This window comes from Pseudomonas sp. MWU13-2105, assembly GCF_023242315.1.
Taxonomy (GTDB): domain Bacteria; phylum Pseudomonadota; class Gammaproteobacteria; order Pseudomonadales; family Pseudomonadaceae; genus Aquipseudomonas.
Genome location: NZ_JALLIY010000004.1, coordinates 76,468 through 91,703, shown reverse-complemented (window position 1 = coordinate 91,703; position 15,236 = coordinate 76,468). Strand labels below are relative to the sequence as shown.

Genomic DNA, 15,236 nt, shown 5'->3' with positions numbered 1-15,236 from the left:
TACCATGCAAACCCGTGACGACATCTTCAACACCCTGCGCGATGCCCTGGTCGAACTCTTCGAACTGGAACCCGAACGCGTCACCCTCGACAGCAACCTGTACCAGGACCTGGAAATCGACAGCATCGATGCCGTTGACCTGATCGACCATATCAAGCGTCAGACCGGCAAGAAAATCGCCGCCGAGGAGTTCAAGTCAGTGCGCACCGTCAACGATGTGGTCGAGGCGGTCTTTCGCCTGGTGCAACCGGCCGCATGAAACGCCTGATCGGCCTGGGCCTGCTGCTGGCGGGCCTGCTGTACCCCTTTGCGGTGTATTTCGGCATGGAGCATTTCGCCCCCTGGCAGTTCGGGCTGTTGCTCGGCGGCCTGTGGTTGGCCCGAGCCCTGACCAGCAAGCGGCGCCCCGGAAGCCTGTGGATGGCCCTCTGCGCCATCGCTTTCTGCGGCCTGCTCGCGGTACTGAACAGTCCGCTGTTGCTGCGCTGGTACCCGGTGCTGATCAGCGCCTTCATGCTCGGGCTGTTCGGCCTGAGCCTGAAAATCGGCCCGCCGATGGTCGAGCGGCTGGCCCGTTTGCGCGAGCCGCGGTTGCCGGAGGTGGCCATCCACTATACGAGGCAGGTGACCCGCGTCTGGAGCCTGTTTTTTCTTTGTAACGGTCTGATTGCCGCCGCCCTGACCCTCTGGGCGCCGCTGAGCTGGTGGACGCTGTACACCGGCCTGATCTCCTATGGGTTGATGGGTTTGCTGTTCGCCATTGAGTGGCTGGTACGACAACGGGTAAGAGGCCGCGCATGAACTGGATAAACCTTGAGCAGTTGTTGCTCAAGTCGCACGAATCGCGGGCAGTCACCCTGGAGCCGCCGCTGGATCATGCCGGTCTGGCGCAGCGGGCGTTGAGCCTGGCGGCCGGCTTGCAGGCCCGTGGCGTGAAGCATATTGCCGTGCATCTGGAAGATGCCGGGGAACTGGCCGTCGCCCTGCTCGGGGCCTGGCGCGCCGGTGCCCGGGTGCTGTTGCCCGCCGACTTGCAAGAACAGACCCGCCAGCGCTGGGCAGCGGATGTCGACCTGTGGCTGAGTGACAGCCACGCCCTCGAAGACCTCTGCCGCGAAGCGCTGAGCCCGGCCGCGCTCGATCTCGATGAGTGCCGCCTGAGCCTGTGTACCTCAGGCTCCAGCGGCGAACCCAAGCGCATCGACAAAAGCCTGCGCCAACTGGCCAATGAAGTCCTGGCCCTGGAACAACTGTGGGGCGCCGACCTCGACCAGGCGTGCATCATCGGCAGCGTCGCCACCCAGCATATCTACGGTTTGCTGTTTCGCGTGCTCTGGCCGCTGTGCGCCGGCCGCACCTTCGTGCGCAAGCAACTGGCCTTCCCGGAAGACTTGCAGCGCGCCAGCCGTGAACAGCCGCAGTTCGCCTGGGTCGCGAGCCCGGCCCTGCTCAAGCGCATGGGCGACAACCTCGACTGGCCGGCCCTGAGCCTGGTGCGCCGGGTGTTTTCTTCCGGCGGCGCGCTCCCGCCCGAGGCTGCGTCCGGCCTGCGGCAACGCTTGCGGCAATGGCCGACGGAAATTCTCGGCAGCTCGGAAACCGGCGGTATCGCCTGGCGCCAGGGTAACCCGCTGTGGCGTCCCTTCGCCGATGTGCAACTGAGCCAGGATCCGGACGGTGCCTTGCGGGTGGCGTCGCCTTACCTGCCGGCCGGTCATGTCGAGCAAACGGCGGACGCGGCACGCTTCGAAGCCGACGGTCGATTCGAACTGCTGGGACGACTGGACCGCATCGTCAAACTGGAAGAGAAACGCATCTCCCTGCCGATGCTGGAACAGGCCCTGATGGAACACGAGTGGGTCGCCGAAGCGCGCCTGGGCGTGGTGCAGGAAAACCGCGCCTACCTCGGCGCGCTGCTGGTGCTCTCCGACCAGGGCCTGCACAGCCTGCGCAACCAGGGCCGGCGGGCATTGACCGAGGCCCTGCGCAAACACCTGCTCAAACATTGTGAAGCCCTGGCGCTGCCACGCCGCTGGCGTTTGCTGCGGCAGATGCCACTGAATTCCCAGGGCAAATTGCCGCAAGCCGAAGTCCAGGCCCTGTTGCAGGCCCCGCGCCCCAAAGGCCCGGAACTGCTCTCACAACACGAGATGGACGGAGAATGGCTGTTGCATTTGGTCGTCCCGCTGGACCTGGCCTACTTCAGCGGCCACTTCCCGACGACTCCGGTGCTGCCCGGCGTGGTGCAAGTGGATTGGGCGCTGGAGCTGGGTCGCCAGCGACTCGAGCTGCCGGAAAAATTCGCCGGCATGGAAGTGCTGAAGTTCCAGCAACTGGTGCGTCCGGGCGACAGGCTCGAACTGAGCCTGCGTTTCGACCGTGAACGCAGCAAACTGCATTTCGCCTTTCGCAATGCGGCCGCCGCCTGCTCCAGCGGACGCATTGTGCTGGAGGCGGCCCATGCATAAGCCCTGCGCAATCATCCCGGTTTACAACCATGAAGCCGCCGTACCCGCGGTAATCGAAGCCCTGCTGCGCATCGGTTTACCCTGCGTGTTAGTGGACGACGGCAGCAGCCCGGCCTGCGCGGCGGTGCTGGAACGACTCGCCGAACACGAACGCATCACCCTGGTGAAACTACCGGTCAATCGGGGCAAGGGCGGTGCGGTCATGGTCGGGCTGCGGGAAGCCACGCGCCTGGGCTTCAGCCACGCCCTGCAAGTGGACGCCGACGGCCAGCACGACCTGAGCGACGTCACGAGCTTCCTCGACGCCTCGCGCCGCCATCCCGAGGCGCTGATCTGTGGCTACCCGCAATACGACGAGAGCGTGCCCAAGGGCCGGCTCTACGCCCGCTACCTGACCCACGTATGGGTCTGGATCAACAGCCTGTCGTTGCAGATCCGCGACTCCATGTGCGGCTTCCGGATCTACCCGCTGCCACCGGTACTGGCGTTGATCGACTCGGCGAAGCTGGGCAAGCGCATGGACTTCGACTCGGAAATCCTCGTGCGCCTGGCCTGGCGCAACCAGCCCATGCGCTGGCTGCCGATCAAGGTGCATTACCCCCGGGACGGTCTCTCGCACTTCCGTATGTTCCACGACAACGCGCTGATTTCCAGCATGCACACCCGGATGTTCTTCGGCATGCTGGTGCGCCTGCCGAGCATCCTCTGGCGACGGTGGCGGGCATGAGCGAAGCAGACAAACACTGGGCCGACCATCAGGAGCGCGGCAGCTTCTGGTTGATGAAACTCACCGCCTTCGGCGTCAGGGTCCTCGGCCGCCGGGTGCTCAGCCCGGTGCTGCACGGCATCGTCCTGTACTTTTTCCTGTTCGGCCGCGATGCCCGGCAGAGTGCCTGGCACTACCAGCAGCGCCTGGCTGACTGGAGCGGCCAAGGCGCCCTGCGGCCGACCCGCATGAAGGTCTTCCGGCAGTTCATGGCCTTCGCCGACTCGCTGCTGGACAAGCTCGACGTGTGGAACGGCAAGCTGCGCCTCGAGCAACTCGAGATCATCGATCCGGCACGGCTCCGCGATCAGTTGCGCGGCGCACGCGGGCAGATGCTGGTGGGCGCCCACCTGGGCAACCTGGAAGTCTGCCGCGCGCTCGCCGAACTGGGGGAAAAGGTCACCATGAACGTGCTGGTGCACACCAAGCACGCCGAGCGCTTCAACCGCCTGCTGGGCGAGGCCGGCGCGAGCAACCTGCGGCTGATCCAGGTCAGCGAGCTGGATCCGGCGATCATGCTGCAACTGAGCCAGCGCCTGGAGCGTGGCGAGTGGCTGGCGATTGCCGGCGACCGCGTACCGCTGCATGGCGGGCGCCACGTGCGGGTGGATTTCCTCGGCCAGCCCGCCGCGTTCCCACAAGGCCCGTGGCTGCTGGCCGGATTGCTGAAATGCCCGGTCAACCTGCTGTTCTGTGTGAAACTCCGGGGTCGCTACCGCATCACCCTCGAAACCTTCACCGAGACGGTGCAGTGGAAACGCAGCGACCGCGAACAGGTGATCGCCCACTGGGCCGCCCGTTACGCCGAGCGCCTGGGCCAGTACTGCCTGCAGGCACCGCACCAATGGTTCAATTTCTACCCTTTCTGGAAATCCGATGACAACGCATCCGCTTGAGCCGGTCACCTTCGGCGAACTCCCGCTGCGCATCGAAGACGTGCTGGCCCTGGCCAACCGTCAGGTGCCGACGCAACTGCAAGGCGACCCGGCGTTCCGTCGGCGCATTGCCAAGGGCGCGCAGTTCCTTGACTCGCTGCTGGACAAGGAAGGCGTGATCTACGGCGTCACCACCGGCTATGGCGACTCCTGCGTGGTGGCGGTGCCGTTGCAGCATGTCGAGGCCCTGCCACGCCACCTCTACACCTTCCACGGTTGCGGCCTCGGCGATCTGCTCGACCCGCAGGCGACCCGCGCGGTACTGGCGGCGCGCTTGCAGTCGCTGTGCCACGGTGTGTCCGGCGTGCGCGTGGAACTGCTGGAACGCCTGCAGGCCTTCCTCGACCTGGATATCCTGCCACTGATTCCCGAAGAGGGCTCGGTTGGTGCCAGCGGCGACCTGACGCCGCTGTCCTACGTGGCCGCGACCCTCTCCGGTGAACGCGAAGTACTGTTTCGCGGTGAACGCCGCCAGGCCAGTGACGTGCACCGGGAACTCGGCTGGGACCCGCTGGTGTTGCGGCCCAAGGAAGCCCTGGCGCTGATGAACGGCACTGCGGTGATGACCGGCCTGGCCTGCCTGGCCTTTGCCCGTGCCGACTACCTGCTGCAACTGGCGAGCCGCATCACCGCCCTCAACGTGGTGGCGCTGCAAGGCAATCCGGAGCACTTCGACGAGCGTCTGTTCGCCGCCAAGCCGCACCCGGGGCAGATGCAAGTGGCCGCCTGGTTGCGCAAGGACCTGGCCATCGACGCGCCAACCGCGCCGCTGCACCGCCTGCAGGATCGCTACTCGCTGCGTTGCGCACCGCATGTGCTCGGCGTGCTGGCCGACAGCCTGGGCTGGTTGCGCGCATTTATCGAAACCGAACTGAACAGCGCCAACGACAACCCGATCATCGATGCCGAAGAGGAGCGCGTGCTCCATGGCGGGCACTTCTACGGCGGGCATATCGCCTTTGCCATGGACAGCCTCAAGACCCTGGTGGCCAACGTCGCCGACCTGCTTGATCGGCAGCTCGCGCTGCTGGTGGACGTACGCTACAACCACGGCCTGCCGAGCAACCTGTCCGGCGCCAGCGCCGAACGCGCGATGCTCAACCATGGTTTCAAGGCCGTGCAGATCGGCGCCAGCGCCTGGACCGCCGAGGCGCTGAAAAACACCATGCCGGCCAGCGTGTTCTCGCGCTCCACCGAATGCCACAACCAGGACAAGGTGAGCATGGGCACCATCGCCGCCCGCGACGCGATCCGCGTGCTGGAGCTGACCGAACAGGTCGCCGCTGCCACCTTGCTCGCCGCCAACCAGGGTGTCTGGCTGCGCAGCCAGGCCAGCGATGCGCGGCCGCTGCCGCCGGCCCTGGCGGCGATGCACCAAGCCCTGGCCAGGGACTTCCCGCCGGTGATCGAAGATCGCGCCCTCGAAGCCGAACTGCGCCTGTGCCTGAAACGCATCGCCGAGCAACACTGGAGGCTGCATGCGTAGCCGCGGCGTACTGCATGTCGATACCGAGATCCTGGTGCCGTTCTTCGACGTCGACAGCATGCATGTGGTCTGGCACGGCCATTACGTGAAGTACCTGGAAGTCGCCCGCTGCGCCCTGCTGGACCATATCGGCCATAACTACACGCACATGCTCGAATCCGGCTACGCCTGGCCGGTGATCGACCTGCAACTGCGTTATGTGCGCGGGGCGGTGTTCGGCCAGAAGATCAATGTGCGGGCCAACCTGGTGGAGTGGGAGAACCGCTTGAAGGTCAACTACCTGATCACCGACCTGGCCAGCGGCGAACGCCTGACCCGCGCCAGCACCGTGCAGGTGGCGGTGGAGATCCAAAGCCGCGAGATGCAACTGGCCTCGCCAAAAATCTTCGTCGCCGCTGTCGAAAAGGTGCTGGCATGAACATCCAGGTACGCCACAAAACCTGTAGGAACCGGCTTGCCGGCGATGGCGTCGGCAGGCTCACTACAAGGCTCAAGGGCCTTATCGCTGGCAAGCCAGCTCCTACACGGTTCGCTTGCCTGCTGAGCCTGCTGTTCTGCCTGGGCCTGCCCGCCCACGCCTCGGCCTTCGACCTGCAGCAACTGAGCGAGCAACTGGCCAGGCCCTCGGTGATCCACGGCAACTTCATCCAGGAAAAACACCTGCGCGCCCTGCCGCAACCGCTGACCAGCAAGGGCAGCTTCGTCCTCGCCAAGGACCACGGCCTGCTCTGGCTGCTCAAGACCCCGTTGCAGCAGGACTACCGCATCAGCACCAAGGGCATCGCCCGCCGCGACCCCAGCGGCTGGCAAATGGTCCCGAACAAAAGCGCCGGGGCCGAGCAGAACCGCCTGTTCATCGCCGTACTGCAAGGCGACAGCACTGGCCTGCAACGGGATTTCGAACTGCAACTACAAGGCGAGGCCCGGCACTGGCAACTGACCCTGATTCCGCGCTCGGAGCTGCTCAAGCAGATCTTCACCCGGATCAATATCGACGGCGGCGAGCTGGTGCAGCGCATCGAACTGCTGGAAACCCAGGGCGACAGCACGCTCCTGCGCATGCAGGACAGCAGCGCCGACCAGCCCCTGAGCGACGCGGAGCAGCATGACTTTGCCGAGTGAACGCCTGCTCCCGCGCCTGTTCCTGATCCTGCTGCTGGCGGTGTTGGCCCTGGCTGGCTGGCAATGGCGCCATGGCGCGCCGCTGTCGGCCGACCTCATGGAACTGGTCCCGGGCTCGGCCCCCAATGCCCTGGAGCTCAAGGCCGAACAGCGCATGCAGGAACCCTTGAACCGGCAAATGCTGGTGCTGGTGGGCCAGGCCGACCGCCAGAAAGCCATTGCCCTGGCTCGGCGCCTGGGTGAGCGCTGGCAGGCCAGCGGACTGTTCGAAAGCGTGCAGTGGAGCTTGCAGGCCGACCTCCCGGCCTTGCGTGCACAACTGCTGGCCAGCCGCCTGGCGATGCTCGCCCGCGCCGACCGGCAACAACTGATCGACCAGCCGGCGGCGTTTATCCAGCAACGGGTCCAGGCGCTGTTCGATCCCTTTGCCGGGATCAGCCTGGTACCGAGTCAGGATGACTGGCTCGGCCTGACCGGACGTATCCAGGACAGCCAGCCGAAACCCGGCGCGGTGCAATTCGATATCGGCAGCGGTGCGCTGATCGCCGAGGCCGATGGCAAAAGCTGGGTGCTGTTGCGCGCCCACACTCGCGGCAACGCCTTCGACATGAAGCTGCCGGCGCAGGTCGCCGAACTGCTCAAGCAAGGTCGCGAAGAGGCCGCGCGCGATGACGCGCAACTGCTCGCTGCCAGCGGCCTGCTGTATGCCGCCGCCGGCCAGCAACAGGCGAGCCGGGAAATCACCTGGGTCGGCGGTGGCGCCACCTTCGGCATTCTCCTGCTGTTGTTGCTGGCCTTCCGGCGCTGGCGGGTATTGCTGGCCTTCGTCCCGGTACTGGTGGGCATGCTGTTCGGCACAGTGGCCTGCGTGGCGCTGTTCGGTCACCTGCATGTGATGACCCTGGTACTGGGTGCCAGCCTGATCGGCGTGGCCGTGGACTACCCGCTGCACTATCTGTCCAAGAGCTGGAGCCTGAAGCCCTGGCACAGTTGGCCGGCCCTGCGTATCACCCTGCCCGGGCTGAGCCTGAGCCTGGCCACCAGTTGCATCGGTTACCTGGCCTTGGCCTGGACACCGTTTCCGGCCCTGACCCAGATCGCCGTGTTCTCCGCCGCCGGCCTGCTCGGCGCCTACCTGACCGCCGTCTGCCTGCTGCCGGCGCTGCTCAAGGGCGCCGACCTGCGTCCAGCGCAATGGCCTCTACGACTTTGCGAAGTCTTGCTGAAGGTACGTGAAGCGCTGCTGCGCAAGGTCGGCAGCCGGCTGCTGCTGGCGCTGCTGATGCTGTTCTGCGCCGCAGGCCTGTGGCAGCTGACGAGCAAGAACGATATCCGCCAATGGGTCGCCGCGCCGCCGCAACTGTTGGCCGACGCCCAGGCGGTCGCGCGGATCACCGGCTACCAGCCCACCAGCCAGTTCTTCCTGGTGCGCGGCGCCGATCAACAACAATTGCTGGAGCGCCAGGCCGCACTCGGCGAACGTCTCGCGCAACTGGTGAGCCAGGGCAAACTGCAGGGCTATCAGTCGCTGGACCAGGTGGTCAGCCTGCCCCGGGAACAGCGGCAACTGCAGGACTCGCTCAAGCAACTGGCGAATTTCTGGCAACCCTTGCTCGACCTCGGCGTGCCGGCCGCGGCCCTGCAAAACGAATTGGCCCAGTTGCAAGCCCTGCCGATCCAGGATATCGACAGCGCCCTCCAGGGCCCGCTGTCCGAACCCTGGCGCCTGCTCTGGCTCGGCCCGCAGGCCGACGGCGTGGCCGGCATGGTCAGCCTGCGCGGCCTGAACAACCCCGAGTTGTTGCGGGCGCAAGCCGTGGATCTGCCGGGGGTGCAACTGGTGGACCGGCTGGGCGACTTGAACAAGGTCTTCGCCGCCACCCAGGTCAGCGCCGCTGAACTGAAACTGGCTTCCTGCGTGCTGATCGTGCTGCTGCTGATCCTGCCGTTCGGCCTCGGCGGCGCCCTGCGGATCGTTGCCCTGCCGCTGCTGGCGGCCCTCTGCAGCCTGGCCAGCCTCGGCTGGCTCGGCCAGCCGCTGACGCTGTTCAGCCTGTTCGGCCTGCTGCTGGTGACCGCCATCAGCGTCGACTATGCGATCCTGATGCGCGAACAGATCGGCGGTGCCGCCGTCAGCCTGCTCGGCACCTTGCTGGCCGCCCTGACCACCTGGCTGTCGTTCGGCCTGCTGGCGATTTCCAGCACGCCAGCGGTGAGCAACTTCGGCCTGGCGGTGAGCCTGGGACTGGCCTTCAGCTTCCTGCTCGCGCCCTGGGCCGCACGCCCGACCGACCTGACCGCGACACCGCAAGCCGATCACTCGGACACCACTGTCGAGTCGAGCCCTATCCCTTCGAAACCATCGAACCCCGCAAGGAGCCTGTGTGCCAATGATTGATATGGAACGTCGCGAAGTCGTGGTGATTGGCGCAGGCCCTTCCGGCGCCATCGCCGCCGCCTTGCTCAAACGCAACGGCCACGACGTGCTGATCGTCGAGCGCCAGCACTTCCCGCGCTTTTCCATCGGAGAAAGCCTGCTCTCGCATTGCCTGGACTTCGTCGAAGAAGCCGGCATGCTCGACGCCGTCAACGCCGCCGGGTTCCAGCTGAAGAACGGCGCGGCCTTTGCCTGGGGCGAACACTACAGCGCCTTCGATTTCGGCAAGACCTTCAGCAATGGCAAGCCGAGCACCTTCCAGGTCCAGCGTGCCGACTTCGACAAACTGCTGGCGGACCAGGCCGCCCTGCAAGGTGTGGAAATCCGCTACGGCGAGGAAATCGTCAGCGTTGATTTCGACCTGCCACAACCGCAGCTGCGGGCCCGTCGCGAAGACGGCGGCGAATACCTGATCGAAGCGCGTTTCGTCCTCGACGCCAGCGGCTACGGCCGGGTGCTGCCGCGCCTGCTCGACCTCGAAGCGCCGTCGAGTTTCCCGCTGCGCCAGGCGGTCTTCACCCACATCGAGGACCGTATCGAACATCCCGCTTTCGAGCGGGAAAAGATCCTGATCACCACCCATCCGCAACAGCGCGATATCTGGTTCTGGACCATCCCCTTCAGCAACGGCCGCTGCTCCCTCGGCGTGGTCGCCGCCGCCGAGCATTTTGCCGGACGCAGCGAGGACCTGGATGCCTGTCTCAAGGGCTTCGTCGCTGAAACCCCGAGCCTGCAAGCCGTACTGGAAAACGCCGTATGGGACACCCCGGCACGGACCATCGGCGGCTACTCGGCCAACGTAAAAACCCTGCACGGCCCGGGCTTCGCCCTGCTCGGCAACGCCGCGGAATTCCTCGACCCGGTGTTCTCCTCCGGCGTGACCATCGCCATGCGTTCGGCGAGCATGGCCGCCGGCCTGTTGCATCGTCAGTTGCAAGGCGAAAGCGTCGACTGGCAGACCCAGTTCGCCGAGCCGCTCAAACGTGGTGTCGACACCTTCCGCTGTTACGTCGAAGGCTGGTACGCCGGGACCTTCCAGGATGTGATCTTCCATCCCGGCAGTTCGCCGGAAATCCGCGCCATGATCAGCGCAATCCTCGCCGGCTATGCCTGGGACGAGCGCAACCCCTTTGTCAGTGAACCCCGGCGCCGTCTGCGGATGCTGTCGGAAATCTGCGCGAGCACCCCGACATGAGCCCCCCTTACCTGAGCGACACTTACGTCGAGGAAACCCGTTTCGGCTTCTGGTTCCTGCGCAGCCACACCTGGCAACACCACGTACTGCGGGTGGCGATCAACGACCTGCGCGGCCTGTTCAGCGAGGCCCTGCCGACCAACCCGGTGATACTCGATGCCGGTTGCGGCCAGGGCAAGTCCTTCCAGTATCTGCAGCAGGTCTTCGCTCCGGCGCGACTGATCGGCCTCGACGCCGATCCCCACAGCCTGAAACTGAGCGGCGAAGAGGCGCAGCGCCGTGGCCTGGAAGTCGAGTTGATCGGCAGCGACTGCGCGACCCTCGAGGTGCCGTCGCAAAGCGTCGATCTCCTCTTCTGCCACCAGACCTTCCATCACCTGGTGCAGCAGGACCGCGCCCTGGCGGAGTTCTATCGGGTGCTCAAGCCGGGCGGTTACCTGTTGTTCGCCGAGTCCACCGAAGCCTATATCGATACCTGGGTGATTCGCTGGCTGTTCCGCCACCCGATGCATGTGCAGAAAAGCGCGGCGCAGTACCTCGACATGCTCCGCGACCAGGGTTTCGAATTCACCCCGCGGAACATCTCCTACCCTTACCTGTGGTGGAGCCGGGCCAAGGACTTCGGCCTGCTGGAACGCCTGCGCCTGAAGAACCCACCGCCACCGGGCCAGCGTGAGGAGACCCTGGTCAACGTGGTCGCGCGCAAACCCTTCGGCGAGTGCGGCGAATGATCCGCGCCCTGTTGCTGGGCTGCCTCCTGCTGCTGAGCGCCTGCGCCAGCCGCGCGCCGCTGCCCGTGCACGCACCGAGCCTGGCCTTGCCGCTGCAATTGCATATTGAGCGCGAACAGGCCGGACAGCGCCAGGACTGGCTGCTGGTGATCCAGCGCGAGGCCGGCGGCCTGCGCTGGTCACTGATGGACCCCTTGGGCATTCCCCTGGCCCGCCAACGCCTGTCGAACGGCGAATGGCAAGCCGACGGACTGTTACCGCCCAATCCCCAGGCGCGTGAATTGTTCGCCGCATTGCTGTTTGCCCTGACCCCGGATGCCGAACTGACGGGTAACTACCCGAGCGCGCAACGCCAAGCCACGGAGCGCGTTCTCGATGCCCGCTGGCGAGTCAGTTATCGCCAGCCGCTGGAATTCACCCTGAGCCTGCCGGACACTCTGCACTACCGAATCAGTCCGTTGAGCGAGGCTGCCCCATGACCGCCTATCTGAACGCCCTCGGCGTGATCTGCGCGCTGGGCCGCGACAAGTCGAGCGTGGCACGCAAGCTGTTTGCCGGCGACTGCTCGGGCATGCGCCCGGAAAGCGGCTGGGTGCCCGAGCGCATCCTGCCGGTGGCCGCCGTGCAAGGCGAACTGGCTGCGATTCCCGTCGAACTGAGCGCCCAGGCCAGCCGCAACAATCAACTGCTGATGGAGGCCACGCTGCAAATCGCCGGGCCGATCCGGCATGCCATCGACACCTATGGTCGCGAACGCATCGGCATCGTCCTGGGCACCAGCACCTCGGGCATCGACGAAGCCAGCCATGGCATCGCCAGCTACATGAACGAGGGGCACTTCCCCGATGGCTACGACTACCAGCAACAGGAACTGAGCGCCCCGGCGACCTTCCTCGCCGACTGGCTGCAACTGCGCGGCCCGGCCTACGTGATCTCCACCGCCTGCACCTCCAGTGCGCGGGCACTGATGAGCGCCCGGCGCCTGCTCGACCTCGGCCTGTGCGACGCCGTGCTGTGCGGCGGGGTCGACAGCCTGTGCCAGCTGACGCTCCGCGGCTTCAGCTCGCTGGAAGCGGTGTCGGCGCAACGCTGCAATCCGTTTTCGCTGAACCGCAACGGCATCAATATCGGCGAAGCAGCGGTGCTGTTCCTGATGACCCAAAGCGCCGACAACGGCCCGGCCATTGCCCTGCTCGGGGCCGGGGCCAGTTGCGACGCCCACCATATTTCCGCCCCTGACCCGACCGGCCAGGGCGCCGTGCAGGCCATGGGCAAAGCGCTGAAGCAGGCCGGCCTGCAACCGCAAGACATCGGCTATATGAACCTGCACGGCACCGCCACGCAGCACAACGACGCCATGGAAAGCCTGGCGGTGTCCAGGTTGTTCCCGGCCAGCCTGCCCTGCTCCTCGACCAAGCCGATGACCGGCCACACCCTCGGCGCCGCCGGCGCACTGGAAGCAGCGTTCTGCTGGTTGAGCCTGAGTGCCGACAACCCGACCGCCGCCCTGCCGCCACACATCTGGGACGGCCAGGCCGACCCGGCACTGCCGCCCCTGAACTGGGTCAAGCCGGGCGATTGCCTCCCCCCCCATCCACCGCGCCGCCTGATGAGCAACTCGTTTGCCTTCGGCGGCAACAATGTCAGCCTGATTATCGGAGACGCCCCATGATCGATTGGCCGCTCGCCGAATTGCTGCCCCATGCCGGGGACATGATCCTCATCGACCAGGTCCTGTCCTGCGACGAAGAACAGATCCACACCCGCCTCACCGTGCGCCCGGACGGCCTGTTCAACCGCGAGGACGGCAGCCTGCCGGCCTGGGTCGGGATCGAACTGATGGCCCAGAGCATCGCCGCCTATGCCGGCTGCCGCGCCCGTGGCGAAGGCAAGCCGGTGGAGCTGGGTTTCCTGCTCGGCACGCGCAAATTCGACTGCAACGTGGAACACTTTCCCGCCGGCAGCGAACTGCGCATCCATGCCCTGCGTTCGCTGCAAGACGACAACGGCATGGGCGTGTTCGAATGCCACCTGACCGGTCCCGACATCCATGCCAGCGCGCGCTTGAACGTGTTCCGACCGCCCCAGGCCGCCGCTTATCTATCCGAATCACAGGAGTCGCGTCATGACTGAATCCATCCTGGTCACCGGCTCCAGCCGCGGTATCGGCCGTGCAATCGCCCTGCGCCTGGCCCGTGCCGGTTTCGACCTGGTGCTGCATTGCCGCAGCGGCCGCGCCGACGCCGAAGCCGTGCGGGTCGAAATCGAAGCCTTGGGGCGCCAGGCCCGCGTGCTGCAATTCGATGTGTCCGACCGTGAAGCCTGTCGCACCCGCCTGGAAGCCGACGTCGAAGAACATGGCGCCTACTACGGTGTGGTACTGAACGCCGGCCTGACCCGCGACGGCGCTTTCCCGGCGCTCTCCGAAGAGGACTGGGACCTGGTCCTGCGCACCAACCTCGACGGTTTCTACAATGTGTTGCACCCGGTGATGATGCCGATGATCCGTCGTCGAGCCCCTGGACGGATCGTCTGCATCACCTCGGTGTCCGGGCTGATCGGCAACCGTGGGCAAGTCAACTACAGCGCCTCGAAGGCCGGCCTGATCGGCGCCGCCAAGGCCCTGGCCATCGAGCTGGGCAAACGCAGGATCACCGTCAACTGCGTCGCCCCGGGCCTGATCGACACCGCCATGCTCGATGACAACGTGCCGGTCGAAGAGCTGTTGAAAATGATCCCGGCGCAACGCATGGGCTCCCCGGAAGAAGTCGCCGGCGCGGTGAACTTCCTGATGTCCGCGGAAGCCTCCTACATCACCCGGCAAGTACTGGCCGTCAACGGAGGCCTGTGCTGATGAAGCGCGTCGTCGTCACCGGCATGGCCGGCATCACCTCCCTGGGTAGCGACTGGGCCAGCATCGAGGCCAACTTCCGCGCCAACCGCAGCGGCATCCGCTACATGACCGAGTGGGAGCGCTTCACTGAACTGAACACGCGCCTGGCCGGGCCGATCGATGATTACGCGGTGCCGTCGCACTGGACCCGCAAGCAGCTGCGCAGCATGGGCCGGGTCTCGCGCTTCGCCGTCGGCGCGGCGGAAATGGCCCTGGCCGACGCCGGCCTGCTGGGCAACGAGATCATCCGCGACGGGCGCATGGGCGTGGCCTGTGGCTCGTCCACCGGCAGCACCGACGAGATCAAGGCCTTCGGCATGATGCTGATCAACTCGGTGGCCGAGGGGCTCAACGCCAACTCCTACGTGCGCATGATGCCGCACACCACGGCGGCGAATATCAGCATCTTCTTCGGCCTGACCGGGCGCCTGATCCCCACCTCCAGCGCCTGCACCAGCGGCAGCCAGGGCATCGGCTATGCCTACGAGGCGATCAAGTTCGGACGCTTGCCACTGATGTTGGCCGGTGGTGCCGAGGAGTTGTGCCCCACCGAAGCCATGGTGTTTGACGCGCTCTACGCCACCAGCCTGAAAAACGCTGCGCCGCAGAGCAGTCCGCGGCCCTACGACAGCGACCGCGATGGCCTGGTGATCGGCGAAGGCGGCGGCATGCTGGTACTTGAAGAACTGGAACATGCCCTGGCCCGCGGCGCGCATATTCATGCGGAAATCGTCGGCTTCGGCAGCAACGCCGACGGCCAGCATGCCACGCGCCCCGAGCAGAGCACCATGCGCCGGGCCATGGAGCTGGCCCTGGAAGACGCCGGCCTGACGGCGGACGCCATCGGTTATGTGAACGGCCATGGCACCGCCACCGAACAGGGCGATATCGCTGAAACCCTGGCCACCAGCAGCCTGTTCGGCAGCCGCATGCCCATCAGTTCGCAGAAGAGTTTCCTCGGCCACACCCTGGGCGCCTGCGGGGCGCTGGAATCCTGGTTCAGCATCGAGATGCTGAACCGTGACCACTACATCCACACCTTGAACCTCGACCAGATCGACCCGCAGTGCGGCGAGCTGGATTATTTGCGCGGCGAGTTCCGGCAGATGAGCAACGAGTATGTGATGAACAACAACTTTGCCTTTGGCGGCGTCAACACCTCCCTGGTGTTCCGACGCTGGCGCTGATCTTTTGACCTACTGG

16 protein-coding genes are annotated in these 15,236 nt (G+C 65.8%); all 16 read left to right on the top strand.

Going from position 1 to position 15,236, the window contains the following annotated elements; translation table 11 throughout:
* Positions 1-4 precede the first annotated feature (4 nt).
* The 16 genes from M5B96_RS06970 to M5B96_RS06895 are packed head-to-tail and all read left to right on the top strand — an operon-like array spanning position 5 to position 15,220.
* Positions 5-259, top strand: coding sequence for an acyl carrier protein (locus M5B96_RS06970; RefSeq protein ID WP_100940447.1), 255 nt, complete (start codon positions 5-7; stop codon positions 257-259).
* Positions 256-801, top strand: coding sequence for a hypothetical protein (locus M5B96_RS06965; protein ID WP_248795974.1), 546 nt, complete (start codon positions 256-258; stop codon positions 799-801). The genes M5B96_RS06970 and M5B96_RS06965 overlap by 4 nt, the downstream gene beginning before the upstream one ends.
* Positions 798-2,468 carry an AMP-binding protein gene (locus M5B96_RS06960; RefSeq protein ID WP_248795973.1) on the top strand — a complete coding sequence of 557 codons (1,671 nt, stop codon included), beginning with the start codon at positions 798-800 and terminating at the stop codon, positions 2,466-2,468. The genes M5B96_RS06965 and M5B96_RS06960 overlap by 4 nt, the downstream gene beginning before the upstream one ends.
* Positions 2,461-3,195, top strand: a complete 735-nt coding sequence (locus M5B96_RS06955) for a glycosyltransferase family 2 protein (RefSeq protein ID WP_248795972.1) — start codon at positions 2,461-2,463, stop codon at positions 3,193-3,195. Before M5B96_RS06960 ends, M5B96_RS06955 begins: the two co-directional genes overlap by 8 nt.
* Positions 3,192-4,130: a glycosyl transferase gene (locus M5B96_RS06950; protein WP_248795971.1), complete on the top strand. Its 939-nt coding sequence runs from the start codon at positions 3,192-3,194 to the stop codon at positions 4,128-4,130. The genes M5B96_RS06955 and M5B96_RS06950 overlap by 4 nt, the downstream gene beginning before the upstream one ends.
* Positions 4,111-5,655 carry an HAL/PAL/TAL family ammonia-lyase gene (locus M5B96_RS06945; protein ID WP_248795970.1) on the top strand — a complete coding sequence of 515 codons (1,545 nt, stop codon included), beginning with the start codon at positions 4,111-4,113 and terminating at the stop codon, positions 5,653-5,655. Before M5B96_RS06950 ends, M5B96_RS06945 begins: the two co-directional genes overlap by 20 nt.
* Positions 5,648-6,073 (top strand): acyl-CoA thioesterase, encoded by a 426-nt coding sequence (locus tag M5B96_RS06940; protein WP_248795969.1) that lies wholly within the window; start codon positions 5,648-5,650, stop codon positions 6,071-6,073. The genes M5B96_RS06945 and M5B96_RS06940 overlap by 8 nt, the downstream gene beginning before the upstream one ends.
* Entirely contained in the window at positions 6,070-6,777 is a 708-nt protein-coding gene (locus M5B96_RS06935) for an outer membrane lipoprotein carrier protein LolA (RefSeq protein WP_248795968.1), read from the top strand. The genes M5B96_RS06940 and M5B96_RS06935 overlap by 4 nt, the downstream gene beginning before the upstream one ends.
* The gene (locus M5B96_RS06930) at positions 6,761-9,175 is read left to right on the top strand and encodes an MMPL family transporter (protein WP_412548588.1); all 2,415 of its coding nucleotides are present in this window, start codon (positions 6,761-6,763) and stop codon (positions 9,173-9,175) included. Before M5B96_RS06935 ends, M5B96_RS06930 begins: the two co-directional genes overlap by 17 nt.
* The gene (locus M5B96_RS06925) at positions 9,162-10,409 is read left to right on the top strand and encodes an NAD(P)/FAD-dependent oxidoreductase (RefSeq protein ID WP_248795967.1); all 1,248 of its coding nucleotides are present in this window, start codon (positions 9,162-9,164) and stop codon (positions 10,407-10,409) included. Before M5B96_RS06930 ends, M5B96_RS06925 begins: the two co-directional genes overlap by 14 nt.
* On the top strand, positions 10,406-11,140 hold the full coding sequence (locus tag M5B96_RS06920) for a class I SAM-dependent methyltransferase (RefSeq protein ID WP_248795966.1): 735 nt from the start codon (positions 10,406-10,408) through the stop codon (positions 11,138-11,140). The genes M5B96_RS06925 and M5B96_RS06920 overlap by 4 nt, the downstream gene beginning before the upstream one ends.
* Complete coding sequence (locus M5B96_RS06915; RefSeq protein WP_248795965.1) at positions 11,137-11,619, top strand: DUF3261 domain-containing protein; 483 nt, start codon at positions 11,137-11,139, stop codon at positions 11,617-11,619. Before M5B96_RS06920 ends, M5B96_RS06915 begins: the two co-directional genes overlap by 4 nt.
* Positions 11,616-12,812 carry a beta-ketoacyl-[acyl-carrier-protein] synthase family protein gene (locus tag M5B96_RS06910; RefSeq protein ID WP_248795964.1) on the top strand — a complete coding sequence of 399 codons (1,197 nt, stop codon included), beginning with the start codon at positions 11,616-11,618 and terminating at the stop codon, positions 12,810-12,812. The genes M5B96_RS06915 and M5B96_RS06910 overlap by 4 nt, the downstream gene beginning before the upstream one ends.
* Positions 12,809-13,273: a hotdog family protein gene (locus tag M5B96_RS06905; RefSeq protein WP_248795963.1), complete on the top strand. Its 465-nt coding sequence runs from the start codon at positions 12,809-12,811 to the stop codon at positions 13,271-13,273. Before M5B96_RS06910 ends, M5B96_RS06905 begins: the two co-directional genes overlap by 4 nt.
* Positions 13,266-13,994 (top strand): 3-ketoacyl-ACP reductase FabG2, encoded by a 729-nt coding sequence (locus M5B96_RS06900; RefSeq protein ID WP_248795962.1) that lies wholly within the window; start codon positions 13,266-13,268, stop codon positions 13,992-13,994. Before M5B96_RS06905 ends, M5B96_RS06900 begins: the two co-directional genes overlap by 8 nt.
* Complete coding sequence (locus M5B96_RS06895; protein WP_248795961.1) at positions 13,994-15,220, top strand: beta-ketoacyl-ACP synthase; 1,227 nt, start codon at positions 13,994-13,996, stop codon at positions 15,218-15,220. Before M5B96_RS06900 ends, M5B96_RS06895 begins: the two co-directional genes overlap by 1 nt.
* Positions 15,221-15,236 lie beyond the last annotated feature (16 nt).